The following is a 20,674-nucleotide window of genomic DNA, read 5'->3' as shown; positions in this document are numbered from 1 at the left end:
GAATCTTGCGGATTCTCCCAAATACAAACCCTCCATTAACCATTGTCGGCCATGGTGGTGCCTCGAATTTTGGGGCGCACCGGTACTTCGATGGACGATCTGCTGAACGATTTCCTTGCCGAAACGGCGGAAATCCTCGCCGAGGCTGGCGGGGCGCTCGTCGCGTGGGAGGCTGACCCCTCCGATCGCGCGCAACTCGACGCGATTTTTCGCCTTGTCCACACGATTAAGGGCAGCTCGGGTTTCCTTTCGTTGCCGCGTGTCACGGCGCTGTCGCACGCCGCCGAAGACGCGCTCGATCAGGTCCGCCGCGGCAATCGCCCCGCGAACGCCGCGCTGGTCACCGGCGTGCTCGCCATCGTCGACCGCCTGTCGCAGCTCTGTGCGATATTGGGCAAGAAGGGCTCGGAACCGGCTGGCGACGACACCGACGTCATTTCAGCGCTTTCCGTGGGCGGCGATGCCCCGGAGGTGCCTGCCGAAACCGGAGAGATCCAGCTCCGCCGCGAAGATGACCTGACGGCCGATCTTCAGGGGTGGCGGTCGATCCGCGTGCCGCTGCCGCTGCTCGACAGCGTGATGACGGGTGTGACCGACATCGTTCTCGCCCGCAACGAATTCGCCCGGATGCTGCGCGATTCGGGGGCGGCCCCCTCGCTCATAGCCTCATTCGACCGGCTGTCGGACTCGATTGCCGGGATGCGCCAGTCGGTCAGCCAGATGCGCATGCAACGGATCGACAAGCTGTTCTCTCCGCTCCCGCGCATCGTCCGCGACCTCGCGCAGGATCTCGGCAAGAAGATCCGTTTCGCGACCAGCGGCGGCGAGGTCGAACTCGATCGCGAAATGATGGAGAATATCCGCGATCCGTTGATCCACATCGTGCGCAATGCGATCGACCATGGCATCGAGGGGCTGAACGACCGTGTCGCGGCTGGAAAGGACGTCACCGCGACGATTGCCGTCTCGGCGCGCCAGTCGGGCAACCAGATCGAGATCGAGGTCCGCGACGACGGCCGCGGCCTGTCGCCCGATGCGATCGTCGCCAAGGCGATGGCCTCTCGGATCCTGTCGGCCGCCGACGCGCGTACGCTGACCCCGCGTGAAAAGCTTGAGCTCATCTTCCGCCCCGGCTTTTCGACCGCGGCAAAGATCACCGCGATTTCGGGCCGCGGCGTCGGCATGGATATCGTCAAGGCGAATGTCGAAAAGATCGGCGGGATCGTCGAGCTCCGCAACGACGAGGGCCGAGGGCTGTCGGTTGTGCTCCGCGTGCCGATGACGCTGACGATCATCTCGGGCCTGATGGTCCGCGCAGCGGGCCAGTATTTTGCCATTCCGCGCGGCTCGGTCCGCGAAATCCTGCTCGAGACGAGCGACACCGTACGCGTCGAACGCGTCGGCGGCGGCGAACTCGTCACCGTGCGCGGCGAACAGTTTCCGTTGCTGCGTCTCGAAGCCATCCTCGGCCGCGCGCGCGACCACCGCGACGACGTCGAGGACCGCGCGCTGGTTCTTGTCCGGCCGGGGCAGGGACAGAGTTACGCGCTCAGCGTCGCGGCGATCCACGATCATGAGGAATTGGTGATCAAGCCCGCCGCGCCGATGATCATGGCGACGGGGCTCTATGCGGGAACCACGCTGCCCGACAACGGCCGCCCGGTCCTGTTGCTCGATGTGCAGGGCATCCTTGCCGCCGCCGCGATCGATGCATCGGAGGCCGGCCGCCAGATGGATCAGGCGGTCGAGGCCGAAGCCGCCGCCGCCGCCGAGCGCAACGCCGCCCAGCTTCTCCTTTTCCGCGATACGAACGGCCGCGTGCGCGGCGTCCGCCTGTCGGTGATCGAGCGTGTCGAGGAAGTTCCGTCGCTCGCGCTCTTCGAGAGCGCCGGCCGGATCCAGGCGCAGATTGGCGAAGACATTTTCCCGGTTCATGCGGCTGCGTTGCCCGGCGATCAAGGCACGCTGAAGCTGCTCCGTCTCCACGACGGACTGTCGGTGCTTTGCTATCCGATCGACGCGGTTATCGACATCGTTCGCCTGCCCGAACTCGTCCAGCCCGCCGTGGCACCGGGTCTGATTGCGGGCGTCGTCCTCGTCAGCGGCGAGCCGGTCGAACTGATCGACCCCTTCTGGCTGATGGAACAATATTCGGGCGCCACCGCGGGCTTGCCGGAGCGCCAGCCGGTTTGCCGCCTCGCCGACGATCATGACGGCTGGGGCAGCAATTTCCTTACGCCGATCCTGCAGAATGCGGGCTATCGCGTGGTGACCGAAGGTTCGGACGAAGCCGCCGACGTGTTGCTTTGCCTGACCGAAGAGGGCGGGACGTGCGCGCACGGAGACGGCGAGGTGCCGGTGATCCGCCTGCGCAATTCGGCCGCCGCGACGAACGCCGACGACGACACGGTTTATCGCTACGATCGCGGCGCGCTGCTCGAGGCGCTCCGCCGCCGCGTCGGAGGAGCCCGCTCATGATGGACAAGCTTTACCTCGTCGCGCGTATCGCCGACACGCGGGTCGCGCTTCGTTCTCGTTCGATCAATTCGGTCGTCACCGTGGGCACGCCGGTCGAGGTGCCCGCCGCGCCACCCCATGTTTCGGGGCTCTTTGCCTTGCGCAGCCGGGTGTTCACGCTGATCGACCCGCACGTCGTCGTGGGCCTGCCCGCCGTGCCCGTCGCTCCGGGCCAGCGCGTCGTCGTCGTCGATGTCGCCGAGCATGGCTATGCGTTGCTTGCCGACGAGATCGAGGACGTCTGTTTCATCGATGCGCCCGAGACGCGGATCACCGGGAAGCTGCTTCCCGGCTGGGCGCGCGTTGCCGAGGCCATGATCGAGCATGAGGGGCAGTCGCTCCTCGTTGTCGATCCGTCGCATTTCATCACCTTGCCTGCGCTTAAGGCCGCGTGATGCCCGCCGTATTAACAACCTGCACACCCCTTCGCCCTAGCATGGCGGCAACCCCGGGGGTCGGAGGCACAAATGTCTAAATCTTGTCTGGTCGTCGATGATAGCAAAGTGATTCGCAAGGTTGCGCGTCATATACTTGAGTCCATGGAATTTTCTGTCGAAGAAGCGGCGGACGGGCAGGAGGCGCTGACCTTTTGCCGTGCGAACCGGCCCGACGTGATCCTGCTCGACTGGAACATGCCGGTGATGAGCGGGATGGAATTCCTCACCGCCTTCAATGACCTCGACTTCGGCTTTGACGAGCGCCCGCGCGTCGTTTTCTGCACGACCGAGAACAGCATCGATCATATCCGTGCCGCGATCGAGGCGGGCGCCGACGAATATGTGATGAAGCCGTTCGACCGCGAAACGCTCGAAGGAAAGCTGCAGCTCGTCGGCGTCGCTTGAGGCGGTTCCGGTGGCGCACTCCCAATCCCTGATTTCCGACCCGGCCGGGGTCGATCTGCCGGAGGGCCGCAACGTCCGCGTGATGCTGGTCGACGACAGCCTCGTCGTTCGCAGCATTCTGGAACGCATCGTCGACCAGACGGCAGGGCTCCAGGTTTGCGCATCGGTTGCCTCGGCGAACGAGGCGCTTGCGGTGTTGGCGAGCGAGCCGATCGACGTCGTCGTGCTCGACGTCGAAATGCCGGGGATGAACGGCATCGATGCGCTGCCGCACATATTGAACCGTGCGGCGCACGCGCGCGTCCTGATCCTTTCGTCGAACTGCATCGAGGGCGGACCTGCGGCAATCGAGGCGCTCGCGCTCGGCGCCAGCGACACGCTCGCAAAGCCGGGCCGGGGCAGTTTTTCGGGCCGCTTTGCCGAAATATTGACCGAGCGCATCCTGTCGCTGGGTCAGCAGCGCGAAATCCCCGCCGTTGGCCGCATCGCCTATCGGCCGCCGGTTCCGCCCGCTCCGGTCGCGGTCGATACCGCGCAAACGCTCGAATGCATCGCAGTGGCGGCGTCCACCGGCGGCATTCCCGCCTTTACCAGCTTTATCACGCACCTCGACCCGCGGGTTACCGCGCCGATCCTGCTCACCCAACACCTGCCAGACGCGTTCATGGAATTCTATGCAAAGCAGATTGCGACGATGACCAAGCGCACCGTCCGCGTCGCTGCTGCGGCAATGAAGGTCGAGCCGAACCATATCTATCTCGCGCCCGGTGATGCGCATCTGACGGTTGTCGGCATCGGCAGGCACCGCGAAATCGCGCTCGACCGTCGCCCGGTCGATAATGGCTGCTGCCCGTCGGCCGATCCGATGCTTGCCTCGGTCGCCGAAACCTATGGGGCGGGGGCAGTTGCCGTCGTGCTCAGCGGCATGGGCCGCGACGGCGCGAACGGCGCGGGAAAACTCAAGGCCGCAGGCGGCACGATCTTCGCGCAGGCGCCCGAAAGCTGCGTGATCTGGGGGATGCCGGGCGCTGTAGCCAAGGCAGGGCTTGCGACCGCGACGCTCAACCCCGACGCGATCGCGCTGATGCTTGGCAGCTATATACACGGACGCGTCCGGCCATGATGGGCGGGAGCGCGAGCGAATCTGCCTATCGCGTTCTGATGGGCGTGCTCGAATCGCGCACCGGCCAGACGCTGTCTCCGAACCGCATCTGGCGGATCGAAATGTCGCTGAAGCCCGTGATGCAGCGTCACGGCATCGCCGACCTCGACGCGCTTGTCGCAGCGCTGGTCACGTCGAACAGCCGCCAGTTGCTCGATGATACGGTCGATGCGATGCTCAACAACGAGACGTTTTTCTATCGCGAACACAGCGTGTTCGACGATATTGCCAATACCGCGCTGGAACATATCCGCCAGATCAACGCGCGGACGCGGCGGCTGACTGTATGGCATTGCGGTGTGTCGACGGGGCAGGAAGCCTATTCGCTCGCGATGCTGCTCGCCGAGCAGGAAGCCAAATGGGCGGGGTGGCAGATCGACATCGTCGGAACCGACGTCAGCTATCACGCGATCAGCCGCGCGCGCGTCGGGCTCTACACGCAGTTCGAAATCCAGCGCGGGCTTCCCGTACAACGCATGGTGCGCTGGTTCGACCAGACCGAGGGCGGCTGGCTGGCCAAGGCAGACCTTCGTCGCCGGATCGATTTCTCGGTCCAGAACATGCTCACCGACCGCCCGCCTCTCGCATCGGCCGCCGATCTTATCTTCTGCCGTAACCTGTTGCTCTATTTCTCGTTGCCGATGCGGCAAAAGGCGTTCGCGAAACTCCGCGCGATGGCTGCGCCGCAAAGTTTCCTCGTGCTCGGCGCGGGCGAGACAGTGCTCGGGCAGACCGACCAGTTCGTCGCAAGCCCGCGACTGCGCGGCTTGTACGAACCCGCCGACCAGCAGGTCCGTCGACCGGATCCGACGCGCTCCATCGCCGCCTGACCTTGCTTTTTGCGCCCCGCTGGCGCAATCGACGCTAAGGCAGGAACAGGACGGGGCTTTCCGGGCGCATGAGCGATTTTATCGAACGCTGGTCTCCCAATTTCGACGAGCGTTCGTTGCCCGTATCGATGATCGTCCTCCATTATACCGGTATGAAGACCGGTGCCGAAGCCATTGATCGGCTTGCCGATCCCGAGGCGAAGGTATCGGCGCACTATGTCGTCAGCGAGGACGGCCAGATCACCCATATGGTACCCGAGGACAAGCGCGCCTGGCACGCGGGAAAATCGCACTGGCGCGGGGTAAGCGACATCAATTCGGCGAGCGTCGGGATCGAGATCGTCAATCCGGGGCATGAATGGGGCTATGTGCCCTTTCCTGACCCGCAGGTCGGTTCGGTGGTCCGTCTCGTCCACATGATCAAGGATCGCCATGCGATCACGCGCGGCAATGTCGTCGGCCATTCGGACATCGCCCCGACGCGCAAGCAGGACCCGGGCGAACTCTTTCCCTGGGAAGAACTGGCCCGCCGTCGCCTTGCGCTCCCGCGACCGACGAAAAAGCTGACCGACCCGCTGTGGACCGATGCGGGCTTCCTGCTCGCGCTCGAACGTTTCGGCTATGACGTGACCGACGGTTTTGCAGCCACCGTCGCCTTCCAGCGCCGCTTTCGCACCGAACTGATCGACGGCACGATCGACGGCGAATGCCGCGCGATCCTGCTCGCGCTGCTGCTGCCGCAGCCCGAGGGCAATTGACTCGTCAAAGCCGGCGGCAACGCCTATAATGCCTCCAGCCAGAGGGTCGGGCGATCGCCGCCGCGCAAGCGGGGGAGGAAAGTCCGGGCTCCATGGAAACCACGGTGCCGGATAACGTCCGGCGGCTCCGGGAAGCCGGAGTCAGGGAAAGTGCCACAGAGAGCAGACCGCCAAAGGCTTCGGCCCGGCGAAAGGTGAAAGGGTGCGGTAAGAGCGCACCGCGCGGACGGTAACGGACGCGGCACGGCAAACCCCACCGGGAGCAAGGTCGAATAGGGATGGCACGGGAAACCAGGGCTGGTTCCGGCCCCGCCGTCCGGGTTGACTGCTTGAGCGTTCGGGTAACCGCACGCCTAGAGGAATGATCGCCTATCCCCGAAAGGGGTGGACAGAACCCGGCTTACAGACCCTCTGGCTCACTCTCCCCATTCGGCGCGCGGGAACCGCGTGCGGCAGGCCCGCGTATTATGCGGACCCGATAAGGAGACGAACCATGCAAGTCGTCGATGACCATGTCGAAGTGACCGAAACCGAAGCCAGCAGCGGCGTGAAGGGGCAGGGCGTGCGCTATGTCCTCGCGATTTCGCTGCTTGCGGTGATTATCGTGCTGTCGGCCATCTGGATCATACCCGCGCTGCTCAACCAGTAAGCGGCGCGGTCACTTGCCCTTCATCGCGAGGTCGAGCGTATCCTCGGCGCTGGGCGTGTCCTCCATATAGGCAATTTTGACCGGACGCTTGAAGCGCTTGACCGCCGACTTGTCGTAATTGGCATTCTCGCCGCTGCCGACGAGTTTCATCTTCGTCGCGATCACGTCGCCGGTGAGCAGGTTCCAGCTCATCTCTGCGCCGTCATGGGCGTAGGTCCGACTGTAAAGCGTCGCGTCGAGCCCGATCAGCCGCATCTTCGGCTTGGCCTTCTCGCCGCGAAAGCGATAGGTCGCCGACACCGCGGTGGTGCCGCCGGTCAGATCCTTCACCACCAGCACGCCCTTTGTGATCGTCATCTCGGCGGGGCCAAGCGGATAGGGGTCGAGTTCGGCGTTGCCTGCGGGCTCATGATACAGGTCGAATTCACCGCGCGCGGCAAACTGGACGTGCAGGAACCGCTTATCCTCGCCGCGAACGATCCACGCTGTGTCGATGTCGCCATCGCCGTTGAGGTCGCCGTCGACGCGGTTTTCGATTTCTTCGCCTGCCCCGAGCGTCGCGTTGATCTCGTCGTCGCTCATCACCGGAACCTCGGGGCGCTGCATCGCCTGTGCCGCTCCTGATGCCAGTAGCAATGCCACCAAAGCCAAAGTCCGCATATGTCCCTCCGATCGGTCGATGTGCCGGTTTTAGGCAGCCTTCATGCCATTGTTTATGATCGCGCTCACAGAAGAAATTACGCTCGCTTTGGCCCGCACGGCCTTCCCCGCTTCGGAAGAGCCGGCGCGATCCGACCGCGGCGCCCGGTGCGTGACGATCAGGGGTAGCTGATCGCCATCACTTCCCATTCCTTCGGGCCCGCGGGCAACTGCACGGTGCGCAGATCTCCGACCCCGGCCCCGCGCAGGGCGCGCGCGAGCGGGCTGTTCCAGCCGATCCGGCCTTCGCTGGCTTCCGCCTCATCGTCGCCGACAAGCGTGATCACGCGGCGGGCATCGTCGTCGTCGGCCAGTTCGACGGTCGCGCCGAACCATATGCGGCTCTTGTCAGGCTGTTCGGCCGGATCGACGACGCGGGCGGCCTTCATCCGCCGCGCCAGAAAGCCAAGCCGCCGGTCGATTTCGCGGAGGCGCTTGCGGCCATAGATATAGTCGCCATTCTCGCTGCGGTCGCCGTTGCCCGCCGCCCAGCTGATCACCTCGACCAGCTTTGGGCGCTCGTCGCCGAGCAACTGCTGATATTCGGCGCGCAGCGCAGCGAAGCCCGCGGGGCTAATGATGTTGGTCTTGTCCCCCGCCACCGGGCGTTACCCCGGCGTGCGCTTGCCGAGGTAGAAGCTCAGCGGCGCCTGCGGCAGCGTTCGTCCCTCGCGAAGCGTGTCGTAGACGACGGCATTTTCGAGCACGCGCTGCACATAGTTGCGTGTCTCGAAGATCGGGATTGCCTCGATCCAGTCGACCATGTCGATGGTCCCCGAACGCGGATCGCCGTTGGCGCGCAGCCACTTGTTCACATTGCCCGGGCCGGCGTTGTAGGCTGCGACCGCAAGCGGATAGCTGCCGCCGAAATAGCTCAGCATCTGCTGGAAATAGGTCGAGCCGAGCGTCAGGTTATAGTTGGTATCCGCGGTCAGCGAACCTGCGTCATAGCTGAGGCCGAGCTTGCCCGCGACCTCGCGCGCCGTTCCCGGCATCAGCTGCATCATGCCCCGGGCGCCGGCGTGGCTCACCGCTTGCCGGTCGAACTGGCTTTCCTGCCGCGTTATGGCGTGGATGAAAGTCCAGTTGCTTTCATGGCCGGCCGGGACGCGGACGGTCGGGAAGCCCGCGACTTCGACAGCATCGAGGCTGTTTGCCTGCGCGCTGCGACCGATCATGACGCCGAGGTCCGGGCGGCCGATTGCCGACGCGAGCTGTCCTGCGAGAACATGGTCTGCAGGCGAGGTGGCCCGCTGCGCGATCGCGCGCAGGAACAGCGACTGCTCGCGCCACGCGCCGATCTCGCCAAGCGCGCGCGAGGCGCGGACGAGTCGGTCGTCCTCGAAAGCGCGCTTCTGGTCATTGCTGACCTGGATCGTCGGGTTCGGCAGCGGCTTGGGCTGGGGCCGGCCGAGCCGTTCGAGCGAAAGCTGGCCATAATATTGGTCGTAATGCTGTGCCGCATCGGCAAAATGCGCGTTGGCTGCGTCGCGATCGCCTGCTGCGAGCGCCGCCCGCCCCGCCCAGTAGAAGCCCTTCGTACGCGTCTGCGCCGAGCGCGCGGCCTCGCCATAGAGGCGGAAGAGGCGAACCGCTTCGGCGGGCTTTCCGACGCTCTTGTACGCAAGTTGCCCGGCGAGCCAAGCAAGCGAGGTGTAGTCGTCGCGAACGCTGAGCGGCGCTTCGCGGATGACCACGCCCGGTACGAAGCTGTCGTCGAGCTGCTTGGCGATGTTGTACGCGGTCATCTTGTCGCCCGCGGCATCGGCTGCGCGGGCGTTGGTGAGCAGCGTTTCGAGCCATTCTTCGGGATCGGTCGGCGCCTTGGCAAGCGACCGTGGCGCGGCGAGCAGCGCGCGCGCTTCGCCGGTCCGGTTGCCCTTGCGCAGCCATGTCGCCTTGTCGGCGATATAGCCTGCATCGGTACGGACCAGCGAAGGGTTCATGCTCTCGACCGCAGAGGCTTGCAGCGCGGCGTCCACCGTGCCGCTACGCATCGCCAGACGCGCGGCGAACACCGCACGCTTGTCAGGCGAGACATAGGCGATCTGCCGCGCTGCCGCGCCGGTGGCGCCAAGCCACAGCAGGCGGTCCATTCGCGCGTCATGATCGGCCGCAGTCAGTGCGCCGGGAAAAAAAGTCAGGACGCGACTGGTCTCGTAATCGTCGAGCGTGCCGCCGGTCCACGCGCGCCGGACGGCTGCATTGGCGTCGTCGCGCCGCCCCGTCGCATTGAGCGCCAGCGCATAACGCAGTTCGCCGCTCGGCGTGCGCGGGGGATAGGCCTGGAAAAAGGCGAGGGTGCGCTGCGGGTCGTAGCTGTCGAGCGAGATCGACTTTTCGGCGCGTACGCGCAACTTGTCGGCGTCGGGCCAGTCGCGGTTCGCCATCAGGAAGCGCGAAAGCTGGTCGAACGAGGCGGTGTTCGTCGCGGTCAGCCGACGCCATTCCATCACCGCGTCGCCCACCGAGTTTGTCGACGGCGGAGCCCCCGACGAAGCGGCGAGCCCCATCTGGGCACGGTACCAGGCCATCTGTTCGGGGGTAAGTTCGCTGGCATGGGCGGTCGTGGGGATAGCGAGCGCCAGCGCGAGCGCGAGGCGGGAAATACGGGGCAGCGAAATCATGCCGGGCATATTAGTGCCAAACTCCTTGCGGGGCGCTGAATAGGCGTCCAATAGCGGGCGCGTCGGCTCGTCCTATCGGCCGCATGGAGTCCTTGTAAAGGAGCAGAGCATGTTTTCGGGGTCGATTCCCGCCTTGGTGACGCCATTTCGCGACGGTGCGTTCGACGCTCCGGCGTTCAAACGGCTCGTCGAATGGCAGATCGATCAGGGAACGGGCGCGCTCGTGCCGTGCGGCACCACCGGCGAGAGCCCGACGCTGAGCTTCGACGAGCATTATCAGGTTATCGACACCTGTATCGAGACCGCGGCAGGCCGCGTGCCCGTGATCGCGGGTTGCGGGTCGAACGACACCGCGACCGCAATCCGTCACATGCGTTATGCGCAGCAGGCAGGGGCGACGGCGGCGCTGATCGTCGCGCCCTATTACAACCGGCCGACGCAGGACGGCATGCTCGCGCATTTCAAGGCGCTTGCCGACGCGTGCGATCTGCCGATCGTGGTCTATAACGTCCCCGGCCGCACCGTCGCCGACATCAGCGCGGAGACGATGTGCAAGCTCGCCGAGATTTCGAGCGTCGTTGCGACGAAGGACGCCAGCGGAGATCTCGCGCGCGTGACGATGCACCGCGCAGGTGCCGGGGCGGATTTCTGCCAGCTCAGCGGAAATGACGATCTTTGGCTGCCACACGCCGTTCTCGGCGGCGTCGGCTGCATTTCGGTCACCGCCAACGTCGCGCCGCGCCTCTGCGCCGACTTCGCTGCGGCCTGCGCGTCGAGCGACTGGACCGGAGCCCTTGCCTTGCACGACCGGCTGTTCGCCCTGCACAAGGCGATGTTCTCCGACGCGTCGCCCGGTCCCGCAAAATATGCGCTGTCCCGCGTCCACGACTGGTTTTCGCCCGAAGTGCGCCTACCTATCATTCCGGCGTCCGAGGCATCGCGCAGGGCCGTCGATGCCGCGCTGGTCGCGGCGGGAGTTATCCAGGTTTAATTCAATGGCCCGTCCGCAGTCCGCCGCAGAATTCGACAAGAAGAAGGTCGTCGCCGAGAACCGGCGCGCGCGCTTCGACTACGCCATCGAACAGGTGTTCGAGGCCGGGATCGCGCTGCAGGGAACCGAGGTGAAGTCGCTTCGCTTTGGCGAGGGCACAATCGCGGAAAGCTATGCCGAGGTAACCGGCGGCGAGGTCTGGCTGATCAACGCCAATATCCCGGAGTTCAGTCACGGCAACCGCTTCAACCACGAACCGCGCCGCCCGAGGAAGCTGCTGCTCAACGGTCGCGAGATCAACAAGCTTCACGCCGGCGTGATGCGTCAGGGAATGACGCTCGTCCCATTGTCGGTCTATTTCAACAGCCGTGGCCGCGCGAAGGTCGAACTCGCACTCGCGAAAGGCAAGAAGGCGCACGACAAGAGAGAGTCGATCAAGGAACGCGACTGGAAGCGCGACAAGGAACGGCTGATGAAGGACCGCGGATGAGCGGAGGGAAGCCAAAGGACAAGGCGGTCGTGATGAACTGGATCCGCAAGAACTCGCCGACGCGCGAGGAATTGCTGGAAAGCCGCTTCGTCAAACCCTTCGCGCACCGCGTCGCGCACAGCCATCTGTGGCGTTTCACACGTACTTCCGTTCGCCGCGGCACTGCGCTCGGGTTGTTCGTCGGCATCTTCTTCCTGATCCCGGGCGTCCAGATTCTCGGTGTCGCGCTGCTCGCGCTCCCGTTTCGCGCCAATATTCCCATAGGTGCGGCGATGACGTTCCTGTCGAACCCGCTGACGACGCCGCTGATCCTCGCGGCGTCGGTGTGGCTCGGCAACACTCTGTTCGGACTGCACACGCATGTCGCGGACCTTTACATCCTCTATGACGAGGGGGCCTCGCTCGGCGAGTGGTGGAACTGGGTTTCGGCCAATGTCGGTCCTGCGCTGCTCGGAGGACTTGCCGGACTTTTTGTCATCTCGGTCGTCTCGGCAGTCGTTGGCTATATCCTTGCCTCGATCATCTGGGACAACTGGATTCGCCTGCGCTGGCGGCGCAAGATCCGCCGGGCGCGCGACCAACGACTTGAGGCATCGACGAGCGACGCCCAGGCCGGTTGAACCGCCAACCGGCGAGTTTATAGCTGTCTCCATCGCAAGATCCGCTTGCGGGCAAGGCCCGCGGGCACGTTTTCACATGTTTCATCTGGGGAATATCATGACTCGTCGGAAACTCTCTTCGCGCCTGCTGGCGACCGCGGCGCTGGGCGCCGTATTGCTGGGCTCGGCACCTTCTTTCGCCAAGGACAAGGCAGCGACGACGGCTGCACCGGCCGCCACGGCAGACAAGCCTGAAATCGGCGATTTCGGCTTCGACCTTTCGGGCATGGACAAGAGCGTCCAGCCGGGCGACGACTTCTACACCTTCGCGAACGGCACCTGGGCAAAGAACACGGTGATTCCCGCCGACAAGTCGAACTATGGCATGTTCACCGCGCTCGCCGATCTGTCGCAAAAGCGGACGCGCGAAATTCTCGACGTCGCAAAGGGCGATCCGGACAGCATGATCGGTCGCGCCTATGCGTCCTATCTCGACTCGGCCACGGTCGAAGCGAAGGGCCTTGCGCCGATCCAGCCGTGGCTCGGAAAGATCCGTGCAGTCGACAAGGCCGGGCTCGCCAAGCTGCTTGCCGAAGGGGATCGCAACGGCGTCCAGCATTTCTTCGGGGGCTATGTCGGCCAGGACGACAAGAACCCCGATGTTTACATCTACACGATGTTCCAGGGCGGCCTTGGCATGCCCGATCGCGACTTCTATTTGAAGGATGGCGACCGGAACGCAAAGCTGCAGGCCGCCTACCTCAAGCATCTGGAAAACGTCCTGACGCTTGCCGGCGAACAGAATGCCGCCGTGCGTGCCAAGGCGATCTACGACTTCGAAAAGCAGATCGCCCAGGTCCACTGGGACAAGAACGACAGCAGCGACGCGACCAAGGTCTATAACAAGATGACGATCGCGGACCTGACAAAGGCCGCTCCGGGTTTCGACTGGACGACCTTCATTCGCGGTCTCGGCGTCAACGAGGATTCGATCCTCGTTTCGCAGCCCAGCGCCTTTACCGGCGAGGCCAAGCTTATTGCCGATGCGCCGATCGACGTGATCCGCGACGTGCTCACCGTTCGCAGCCTCGATGGCTTCTCGGGCGTGCTGCCCGACGCCGTCGCGCAGGAGGCTTTCTCCTTCTACAGCACCGCGCTGTCAGGCACGCCGCAGATGCAGGAGCGCTGGAAGCGCGCGGTCGATTTCACCACCAACAATATGGGTGAAGCCGTCGGTCAGGACTATGTCGCGAAATACTTCCCGCCCGAAACCAAGGCGGCGATGGACGTCCTCGTGAAGAACGTCCTTGCGGCCCTCGATACGCGCATCGGCAACCTGACGTGGATGCAGCCGCAGACGAAGGTGAAGGCAAAGAAGAAGCTCGCCAATTTCACGACCAAGATCGGCTACCCCGACCGCTGGAAGGACTACAGCAAGCTCGAGATCAAGGCCGACGACCTGTTCGGCAACGCACTTCGCGCGAACCAGTTTGCCCATGACGACAATATCAGCCGTCTCGGCGGACCGATCCGCCGCTGGGAGTGGGGAATGACTCCGATGGAAGTCAACGCCTACGCCAATTTCGGAATGAACGAGATCGTCTTCCCCGCCGCGATCCTGCAGCCGCCTTTCTTCGATCCGAAAGCTGACGCCGCGATCAATTACGGTGGTATCGGTGCCGTCATCGGCCACGAAATCAGCCATCATTTCGACGACCAGGGGTCGAAATATGACGAGACCGGCAAGCTTGCCGAATGGTGGACGCCCGAAGACGTCGCTGCATTCGAGGCAGCCGGCAAGGCGCTGGTCGCGCAATATGACGCCTACGAGATACTTCCCGGCGAACATCTCGACGGGACCTTCACGCTTGGCGAGAATATCGGCGACCTGGCGGGCCTCAATATTGCCTATGACGCTTACAAGAAGTCGCTCGGGGGCAAGCCCGCCCCGGTGATCGACGGCCTTACCGGCGACCAGCGCTTCTTCCTCGGCTGGGCGCAGGTATGGCGCCGCAACTATCGCGAGCAGAATCTTTCGCAGCGCATCACGACCGATCCGCATTCGCCGTCGATCCAGCGGTCTTGGGTCTCGCGCAACCTCGATCCTTGGTATAAGGCGTACAGCATCAAGGAAGGCCAGAAGCTCTATCTGGCGCCCAAGGATCGTGTTCGCATCTGGTGATGCGCCAATAGGAAAGTCTGTCATTGACCGCGCAAAGCCTGCCTTCCGCTGAGACTGATTTCAGCAGGGGGGCGGGCGCCGCGGGGCCGCTTTCCGCGCGCGCGATTGTTTCGCGCCTTGATTTCGCGATCGTCGGCGGCCTCGCGCTGCTGTCCGTTGCCCTGCTGTTCTGGGCGACGCGCAGCGGGGTGCTGGCCGCCGGCTTTCTCGCCGGGCTGGCGATTGCCGTTGGCGGTGCGGTGCTGGCGAGGCGCCTGTTTCCCGGTGCTTCGGCCGGTGAGGCCGTTACCCCCGACTGGACCATGCTTCGGCAAGCCGTAAACCATGACGATGTTGCGATCGCGGTGACCGATCGCGCCGGCCGTCTCGTTTGCGCAAACGACCTGTTCGCCACCTGGATGGGCGGCTTCGTGACGCCTCCCGGGTTGCCGCTCGACGGGCGCGGTGCCGAACTGCTCAAGAATGCGGGTCGCGGCGCGTGGCGCGACGGCGAAGGTGTGGCCGACGATATCGCGGTCGGGCCGCTTCAGCTCCGCGCGCAGGTGACGCGTACGGGCCAGGCCGAAGATTATCTCGTCTGGCGCTTCTCCGCGCTCGAACGGCTCGATCTGGCAACCGAAATTGTCCGCCACCTTGACGGGCCCGCAGGCCGCACGTTGGGAAACGCTGGCGTGATGGCAGCACTGGTCAGCTCCGAGGGTCGGCTCCGCACCGCAAACAAGGCATTCCTCCTCCGCGCGCTGAACGAAAGTGATCAGGCGCATTATGCGGGCCGCGACGTCGCGCCGATGCTCCGGCTCGACGATGCCGGGTCGCTCTATTTCGCCCGCGAGGGCGACCGCGCGACGCCCGTCCGCATGATTCAGGTTCCATTGACGCCGGCCGATACCAATGGCCCGGTGTTGCTGGCGATGCTCGACGAGGAAATGGGGCCGGCAGATCGCGGTACCGCCCAGACCTATGTCGAGACGCTGTTGTCCCTTCTTCCCTTCGGGCTTGCCCTCGTCGACCGCGATGGCCGCTTTCTCTATATGAACCGGGCCTTCCTCCGGGCTGCGGGTGTCGGGGAGGGCAAGCAGCCGCGCTATCCGGGCGACCTTGTCGTCGGCGAGGACAAAAGCCCGCTTGCCGACATGATCCGTCGACACAGCAGCGGGCAGCAGGTGGGGGGCGACCTGTCGATACGCCTCGTGGGGCAGAGTGACGAGCCGGTCTCGATGCGCGTCGTCGGGGTGCGCGGACTGGGCGAGGCGGCGGTGCTGCTCAGCCTGAAGGATTCGAGCGAAGAATCGCGTCTCAAGCGACAGGTCGCGCAGGCATCGAAGATGCAGGCGGTCGGCCAGCTCGCGGGCGGTGTTGCGCACGACTTCAACAACATACTGACCGCCGTGCTCGGCGCCTGCGACCTGATGCTGATGCGTCATACGCCCGGCGACAGCGACTATGACGATATCCAGCAAATTCGCAGCAATGCCAATCGCGCTGCCAGCCTTACGCGGCAGTTGCTTGCCTTCTCGCGCCAGCAGACGTTGCGACCGCAGATCTTGCAACTCCCGGACGTTATTTCGGAGGTGTCGCATTTGCTGAAGCGCCTGATCGGCGACACCGTCCAGCTTTCCGTTCACCATGGTCGCGGCCTTGGCGCGGTACGCGCGGATCCGGGTCAGCTCGAACAGGTGATCATCAATCTGGCGGTCAACGCGCGCGACGCGATGTCGGGCAACGGCACGCTGACGATCGAAACCTACCCCGTCTCGGCCGCCGACGTCCGTCAGATGGGCAACGAGTTCATGCCACCCGCCGATTACAGTGCGCTCAAGGTAAGCGACACGGGGACCGGCATCCCTGCGGATGTCCTGCCCAAGATTTTCGAGCCCTTTTTCACGACCAAGGATGTGGGGAAGGGGACCGGGCTCGGCCTCTCGACCGTCTATGGTATCATCAAGCAATCCGCCGGCTTTATCTTCGCCGACAGCAGGCCGGGCGAAACGAGCTTTACCATCTATCTGCCGGTCCATCGCGCAGAGGGCGGCGCTCCGGCGGTTACCGTACCGCCGGCAAAGCCCAAGAAGAGCCAGTGGGGTACCGGAACGATCCTATTGGTCGAAGATGAGGATATGGTTCGGGCCGTTGCGGAACGAGCACTGACCCGTGCGGGTTATAGCGTCGTGACCGCTTCGCAGGGAGAGGAAGGATTGGAGCGCTTTGCTGCAATGGACAGGATCGATCTGATCGTCAGCGATGTCGTGATGCCGACAATGGACGGCCCGGCGATGGTGCGCGCAATGCGTGCCAAGCGGCCGGCACTGCCCGTGCTTTTCATGTCCGGCTATGCCGAGGAGCAACTCCGCCAGTCGATCAATATCGATGATGTCGCGTTTCTGCCCAAGCCCTTCTCGGTCGCGCAGCTGACCGAGGCGGTGTCGGCAGCGCTGGATAATGCGGCGCATCGCGGGGCCGCCAATGGCTGAGGGGCGCCGCATCCTGCTCGTCGAGGATGACGTGCTGATCGGGATGATGCTGGTCGACATGTTCGACGCTCTCGGGTTGCCGGAGCCGGCGCAAGCGACGACGAACGAGGAGGCGCTGGCAATCATCAGGTCCGGGCCGGTCGACGCCGCGCTGATCGACATCAATCTCGGCGACGAGAAAGGTTGGCCGATCGCGGATGCCTTGGCCGAGCGAAACATCCCCTTCGCGTTCACCTCGGGCGGGGGTGACGTGATTCCCGCCGTGCATGCGCACAGGATGCTGGTGACCAAGCCGTTCCGGCTCAGCGAGATCGAAGCGACGCTCAACGGATTTTTGGCGGAATAGCGGGCTTCTTGCGCCGGTCGAAATTTCTTTTGTTCCCTACTTGTTCACGTAGAACAAATAACGTACACAGCTCTGACATTGCGATGCTTCTGCTGTCGCTCTAGAGCTGGAAAGGGACGGTCATGGCCGGACAATTGTCACTCGTCGAATCGGGGAAATCAGTGAACGGAACGGATAGGCAGAAGGCGCTCGACGCCGCGCTCGCGCAGATCGATCGCGCGTTCGGCAAGGGCTCGGTAATGAAGCTGGGCTCGAAGGAAGCGATGCAGGTGGAGGCGATCTCGACCGGTTCGCTCGGTCTCGACATCGCGCTCGGTGTCGGCGGTTTGCCGCGCGGCCGCGTCATCGAAATCTATGGTCCCGAAAGCTCGGGCAAAACTACGCTGGCTTTGCACACGCTCGCCGAAGCGCAAAAGACCGGCGGCACCGTCGCCTTCGTCGACGCCGAACATGCGCTCGACCCCGTCTACGCCCGCAAGCTCGGCGTCAATATCGACGAACTGATCGTGTCGCAGCCCGACACCGGCGAGCAGGCGCTCGAAATCGTCGACACGCTCGTGCGCTCGAACGCGATCGACGTGCTCGTCGTCGACTCGGTGGCCGCGCTCGTTCCGCGCGCCGAAATCGAGGGCGAGATGGGCGACAGCCATGTCGGCCTGCAGGCACGCCTGATGTCGCAGTCGCTGCGCAAGCTCACCGGCTCGATCAGCCGCTCGCGCTGCATGGTGATCTTCATCAACCAGCTGCGCATGAAGATCGGCGTGATGTACGGCAATCCCGAAACCACGACCGGCGGCAACGCACTCAAATTCTATGCGTCGGTCCGTCTCGATATCCGTCGTACCGGCCAGATCAAGAATGGCGACGAGATCGTCGGCAACACGACCCGGGTCAAGGTCGTGAAGAACAAGGTCGCGCCACCGTTCAAGCAGGTCGAGTTCGACATCATGTACGGGCAGGGCATTTCGAAGATCGGCGAAATCCTCGATATCGGCGTCAAGGCCGGGCTCGTCGAGAAATCGGGCGCGTGGTTCAGCTATGACTCGATCCGCATCGGGCAGGGGCGCGAAAATGCGAAGACCTTCCTGACCGAGAATCCCGAACTTCGCGAACGGCTGGAAGCGGCCATTCGCGGTCGTACCGACGCGGTGGCCGAAGAGATGATGGCCGGTCCCGACGATGACGGAGACGACGGCAACATCTGAACGCCCCGGCATGAATACGCCATCCGGCCGGTTTCCCTCTCCTGTGGACCGGCCGGCCGACGGCGGCGGGCCCGGCAGCTTCCTTGCGGCTGCAATCTGCATATGTCCCTCTCCTGCAGGTCGGCCCGCCCGCCGTTGAACCTCGTTCCGTTGTTCCTTGCGCGGGACCTGACAGCGGCTACAAGCGGCGCATGCCCGCGATCCGCCTTTTCGGCCTGCCTACCGACATAAACAGCAGCTTTGAGCGCGGGGCTGCCGCAGGGCCGGCCGCTATCCGAGCGGCTCTGCACAGCGACCGCGGAAATCTGGCAAGTGAGCTCGGACCCGAGATAGGTGTCGATATTGCATTTGCCGATGACGGCGATTTACCGCTTGTCGAAGACACTCCGCGCGACGATGCGGCGATCCGGCGCCATGTCGCAATGTTGCACGAAGATGGCGAGGTCCCGCTGGCGCTCGGCGGCGATCATGCCGTGACCTTTCCACTCGTCGAGGCTGCGGCGACCTGTCATGGCGCGGTGACAATCCTTCACTTCGACGCCCATCCCGATCTCTATGATGATTTCGGCGGAAATCCGCGTAGCCACGCCTCACCTTTCGCGCGGATCTGCGAAGCCGGACACGCAAAGCGGCTCGTGCAGGTCGGCATCCGCACGCTCAACGGTCATTGCCGCGCACAGGCCGCGCGCTTCGGGGTGGAGGTTATCCCGATGACCGGCTTCTCCCCGGATGCGGTGCCGGTGCTCGATGGCCCACTCTATATTTCGATCGACCTCGACGGGCTCGACCCCTCCGCAGCGCCGGGCGTCGCGCATCCCGAGCCAGGCGGGCTGACGGTTCGGGAGGTACTCGCGGTGTTGCACAAGCAAACCGCGCCGATCGTCGGCGCCGACATCGTCGAGCATCATCCCGGCCGGGATATCGGGGATGTCACCGCGATTCTCGGCGCCAAGCTGGTGCGTGAACTTGCGGCGCTGATCGACCGCAACGGCATTTATAATCCGGCCCCTCAAGGAGACACGCGATGACCCTGATCGTCCATCACCTCAACAACAGCCGCTCGCAGCGCATCCTTTGGCTGCTCGAAGAGATCGGAGCGCCATACGAGGTCAAATATTATGACCGAGATCCCGTCACCAACCTCGCGCCGCCTGAACTGCTTGCCATACACCCGCTCGGAAAATCTCCGGTGATCGAGGATAATGGCCGCGTGATCACCGAATCGGGTGCGATTACCGAATATCTGTGCGAACGGCATGGCGGCGGCGACCTCGTCCCTCCGCGCGGTACCGACGAGCATATCAGCCATCTCGAATGGCTGCACTTTGCCGAAGGTTCCGCCATGACGCCGATCCTGCTTCGCCTCTACACCGCGCGGATCGGCGAGGCGGCGGCGGTGATCGAGCCACGTATCGCGCAACAGCTCGATTCGCATTTCGCCTATATGGAAAGCCGTGTCGGCCCGAACGGGCACTTCATCGGCGACAGCCTGTCGGCCGCCGACATCATGCTGAGCTTTCCGGCCGAGATCGCGATCATGCAGGGCATGGCGCCGCGCTATCCGAAGCTCGCAGATTTCGTGAACCGCTGCCACGACCGGCCCGCTTGGCGACGCGCTCGCGAAAAGGGCGGCGCCTATTATGGCTATTGACCGGACGCGTGCCACATTGGCGGTCGCGATCCTGCTGATGGGCGTTCCGGCCGCAATCGCAGCGCCGCCGACCGTCGCGCCCGAGGTCGAGCGCGATGTCGTCGTACCGGAGGGCGTCAGCTTCAGTCCCGCGCCGGCCGACGAGGAAGGCGCGGTCGACCGCTTTGCAAGTTACACCATGGCTCTGGCGAAACGCGACTTTGCGGCCGCCTACGCCATGCTGCGCCTGTCGTTCCAGGCATCGAACCCGCGGCTCGAGTGGGAAATGAATCAGCGCAAGCGCCCGACCCTGTGGGCCGACGGCCAGATTCGCATCCTCCGCCTCAGCTGGTATCTCGATCCGGCGGGGCAGCCGCCCGGCCTCTATGCGGCCTTCGATTTTCGCGGTGACCGCAAGGATGGGACGATGGATTGCGGATATGTCGCCGTTCATCGGGCCAAGCCGGGCGACCCCTTTACCGTGGTGCGGATCGACACGTCCGAGGTGCCGCCCGAACTGATGGAGGACGGCGTGCCCAAGGCCGACGTCTTGCGCCAGCTGCCCTGCTATCTGGGAAAAGGGATCGCGACCGCCTTTTGACCGGCCGGAAAATTGGGCTTGCGCGGCGGGGCAGCGCTGCGCACAACGGCCCGCGTCGCCGGGGGGCGGCACGAC

20 protein-coding genes and 1 other RNA gene are annotated in these 20,674 nt (G+C 64.3%); 18 read left to right on the top strand and 3 right to left on the bottom strand.

Features of this window, described 5'->3' with window-relative positions:
- Nucleotides 1-90: 90 nt before the first annotated feature.
- The 8 genes from L7H23_RS04995 (at nt 91) to L7H23_RS04960 (ending at nt 6,758) form a co-directional block, all read left to right on the top strand.
- Entirely contained in the window at nt 91-2,478 is a 2,388-nt protein-coding gene (locus L7H23_RS04995; RefSeq protein WP_237838253.1) for a chemotaxis protein CheW, read from the top strand.
- A complete protein-coding gene (locus L7H23_RS04990) occupies nt 2,475-2,912 on the top strand; it encodes a chemotaxis protein CheW (RefSeq protein WP_237838252.1) in 438 nt (145 codons plus the stop codon). The genes L7H23_RS04995 and L7H23_RS04990 overlap by 4 nt, the downstream gene beginning before the upstream one ends.
- A gap of 72 nt (nt 2,913-2,984) precedes the next feature.
- On the top strand, nt 2,985-3,359 hold the full coding sequence (locus L7H23_RS04985) for a response regulator (protein WP_237838251.1): 375 nt from the start codon (nt 2,985-2,987) through the stop codon (nt 3,357-3,359).
- 10 nt (nt 3,360-3,369) lie between these two features.
- Nucleotides 3,370-4,482, top strand: a complete 1,113-nt coding sequence (cheB, locus tag L7H23_RS04980; RefSeq protein ID WP_237838250.1) for a chemotaxis-specific protein-glutamate methyltransferase CheB — start codon at nt 3,370-3,372, stop codon at nt 4,480-4,482.
- Nucleotides 4,483-4,520: 38 nt separating this feature from the next.
- Nucleotides 4,521-5,351 carry a protein-glutamate O-methyltransferase CheR gene (locus tag L7H23_RS04975; RefSeq protein ID WP_237838249.1) on the top strand — a complete coding sequence of 277 codons (831 nt, stop codon included), beginning with the start codon at nt 4,521-4,523 and terminating at the stop codon, nt 5,349-5,351.
- Between the two features lie 68 nt (nt 5,352-5,419).
- Nucleotides 5,420-6,109, top strand: a complete 690-nt coding sequence (locus tag L7H23_RS04970; protein WP_237838248.1) for an N-acetylmuramoyl-L-alanine amidase — start codon at nt 5,420-5,422, stop codon at nt 6,107-6,109.
- Nucleotides 6,110-6,147: 38 nt separating this feature from the next.
- An RNA gene (rnpB, locus tag L7H23_RS04965) (RNase P RNA component class A) lies at nt 6,148-6,528 on the top strand.
- 74 nt (nt 6,529-6,602) lie between these two features.
- Nucleotides 6,603-6,758, top strand: a complete 156-nt coding sequence (locus tag L7H23_RS04960; RefSeq protein WP_237838247.1) for a hypothetical protein — start codon at nt 6,603-6,605, stop codon at nt 6,756-6,758.
- A 9-nt stretch (nt 6,759-6,767) separates the two neighbouring features.
- On the opposite strand, the gene L7H23_RS04955 is transcribed toward L7H23_RS04960, so the two are convergent.
- The 3 genes from L7H23_RS04955 to L7H23_RS04945 all read right to left on the bottom strand — a co-directional run bounded on the left by L7H23_RS04955 (nt 6,768) and on the right by L7H23_RS04945 (nt 10,084).
- Nucleotides 6,768-7,418, bottom strand: a complete 651-nt coding sequence (locus L7H23_RS04955) for a hypothetical protein (protein WP_237838246.1) — start codon at nt 7,416-7,418, stop codon at nt 6,768-6,770.
- 158 nt (nt 7,419-7,576) lie between these two features.
- Nucleotides 7,577-8,059, bottom strand: coding sequence for a transcription elongation factor GreB (gene greB / locus L7H23_RS04950; protein WP_237838245.1), 483 nt, complete (start codon nt 8,057-8,059; stop codon nt 7,577-7,579).
- Between the two features lie 6 nt (nt 8,060-8,065).
- The gene (locus L7H23_RS04945; protein WP_237838244.1) at nt 8,066-10,084 is read right to left on the bottom strand and encodes a lytic transglycosylase domain-containing protein; all 2,019 of its coding nucleotides are present in this window, start codon (nt 10,082-10,084) and stop codon (nt 8,066-8,068) included.
- Nucleotides 10,085-10,193: 109 nt separating this feature from the next.
- Here L7H23_RS04945 and dapA point away from each other — a divergent pair, with 109 nt between their 5' ends.
- The 10 genes from dapA (at nt 10,194) to L7H23_RS04895 (ending at nt 20,599) form a co-directional block, all read left to right on the top strand.
- Nucleotides 10,194-11,075, top strand: a complete 882-nt coding sequence (dapA, locus tag L7H23_RS04940; RefSeq protein WP_237838243.1) for a 4-hydroxy-tetrahydrodipicolinate synthase — start codon at nt 10,194-10,196, stop codon at nt 11,073-11,075.
- 4 nt (nt 11,076-11,079) lie between these two features.
- Nucleotides 11,080-11,565 (top strand): SsrA-binding protein SmpB, encoded by a 486-nt coding sequence (gene smpB / locus L7H23_RS04935; protein ID WP_237838242.1) that lies wholly within the window; start codon nt 11,080-11,082, stop codon nt 11,563-11,565.
- Entirely contained in the window at nt 11,562-12,185 is a 624-nt protein-coding gene (locus L7H23_RS04930; RefSeq protein ID WP_237838241.1) for a DUF2062 domain-containing protein, read from the top strand. The genes smpB and L7H23_RS04930 overlap by 4 nt, the downstream gene beginning before the upstream one ends.
- Before the next feature lie 97 nt (nt 12,186-12,282).
- The gene (locus tag L7H23_RS04925) at nt 12,283-14,346 is read left to right on the top strand and encodes a M13-type metalloendopeptidase (protein ID WP_237838240.1); all 2,064 of its coding nucleotides are present in this window, start codon (nt 12,283-12,285) and stop codon (nt 14,344-14,346) included.
- A gap of 128 nt (nt 14,347-14,474) precedes the next feature.
- The gene (locus L7H23_RS04920) at nt 14,475-16,817 is read left to right on the top strand and encodes a response regulator (RefSeq protein ID WP_237839117.1); all 2,343 of its coding nucleotides are present in this window, start codon (nt 14,475-14,477) and stop codon (nt 16,815-16,817) included.
- On the top strand, nt 16,810-17,163 hold the full coding sequence (locus tag L7H23_RS04915; RefSeq protein ID WP_237838239.1) for a response regulator: 354 nt from the start codon (nt 16,810-16,812) through the stop codon (nt 17,161-17,163). Before L7H23_RS04920 ends, L7H23_RS04915 begins: the two co-directional genes overlap by 8 nt.
- A gap of 122 nt (nt 17,164-17,285) precedes the next feature.
- Nucleotides 17,286-18,368: a recombinase RecA gene (gene recA, locus L7H23_RS04910; protein WP_237838238.1), complete on the top strand. Its 1,083-nt coding sequence runs from the start codon at nt 17,286-17,288 to the stop codon at nt 18,366-18,368.
- A 191-nt stretch (nt 18,369-18,559) separates the two neighbouring features.
- Nucleotides 18,560-19,396 (top strand): agmatinase, encoded by an 837-nt coding sequence (gene speB / locus L7H23_RS04905; RefSeq protein ID WP_237838237.1) that lies wholly within the window; start codon nt 18,560-18,562, stop codon nt 19,394-19,396.
- Entirely contained in the window at nt 19,393-20,019 is a 627-nt protein-coding gene (locus tag L7H23_RS04900; protein ID WP_237838236.1) for a glutathione S-transferase, read from the top strand. Before speB ends, L7H23_RS04900 begins: the two co-directional genes overlap by 4 nt.
- The gene (locus tag L7H23_RS04895) at nt 20,009-20,599 is read left to right on the top strand and encodes a hypothetical protein (protein ID WP_237838235.1); all 591 of its coding nucleotides are present in this window, start codon (nt 20,009-20,011) and stop codon (nt 20,597-20,599) included. The genes L7H23_RS04900 and L7H23_RS04895 overlap by 11 nt, the downstream gene beginning before the upstream one ends.
- Nucleotides 20,600-20,674: the final 75 nt, after the last annotated feature.

Origin of the sequence: Sphingopyxis sp. BSN-002 (genome assembly GCF_022024275.1) — a bacterium.
In the GTDB taxonomy this organism is placed as follows: Bacteria; Pseudomonadota; Alphaproteobacteria; order Sphingomonadales; family Sphingomonadaceae; genus Sphingopyxis.
The sequence above is the reverse complement of the archived record's forward strand: the minus strand, read 5'-3'. Positions and strand labels throughout refer to the sequence as shown.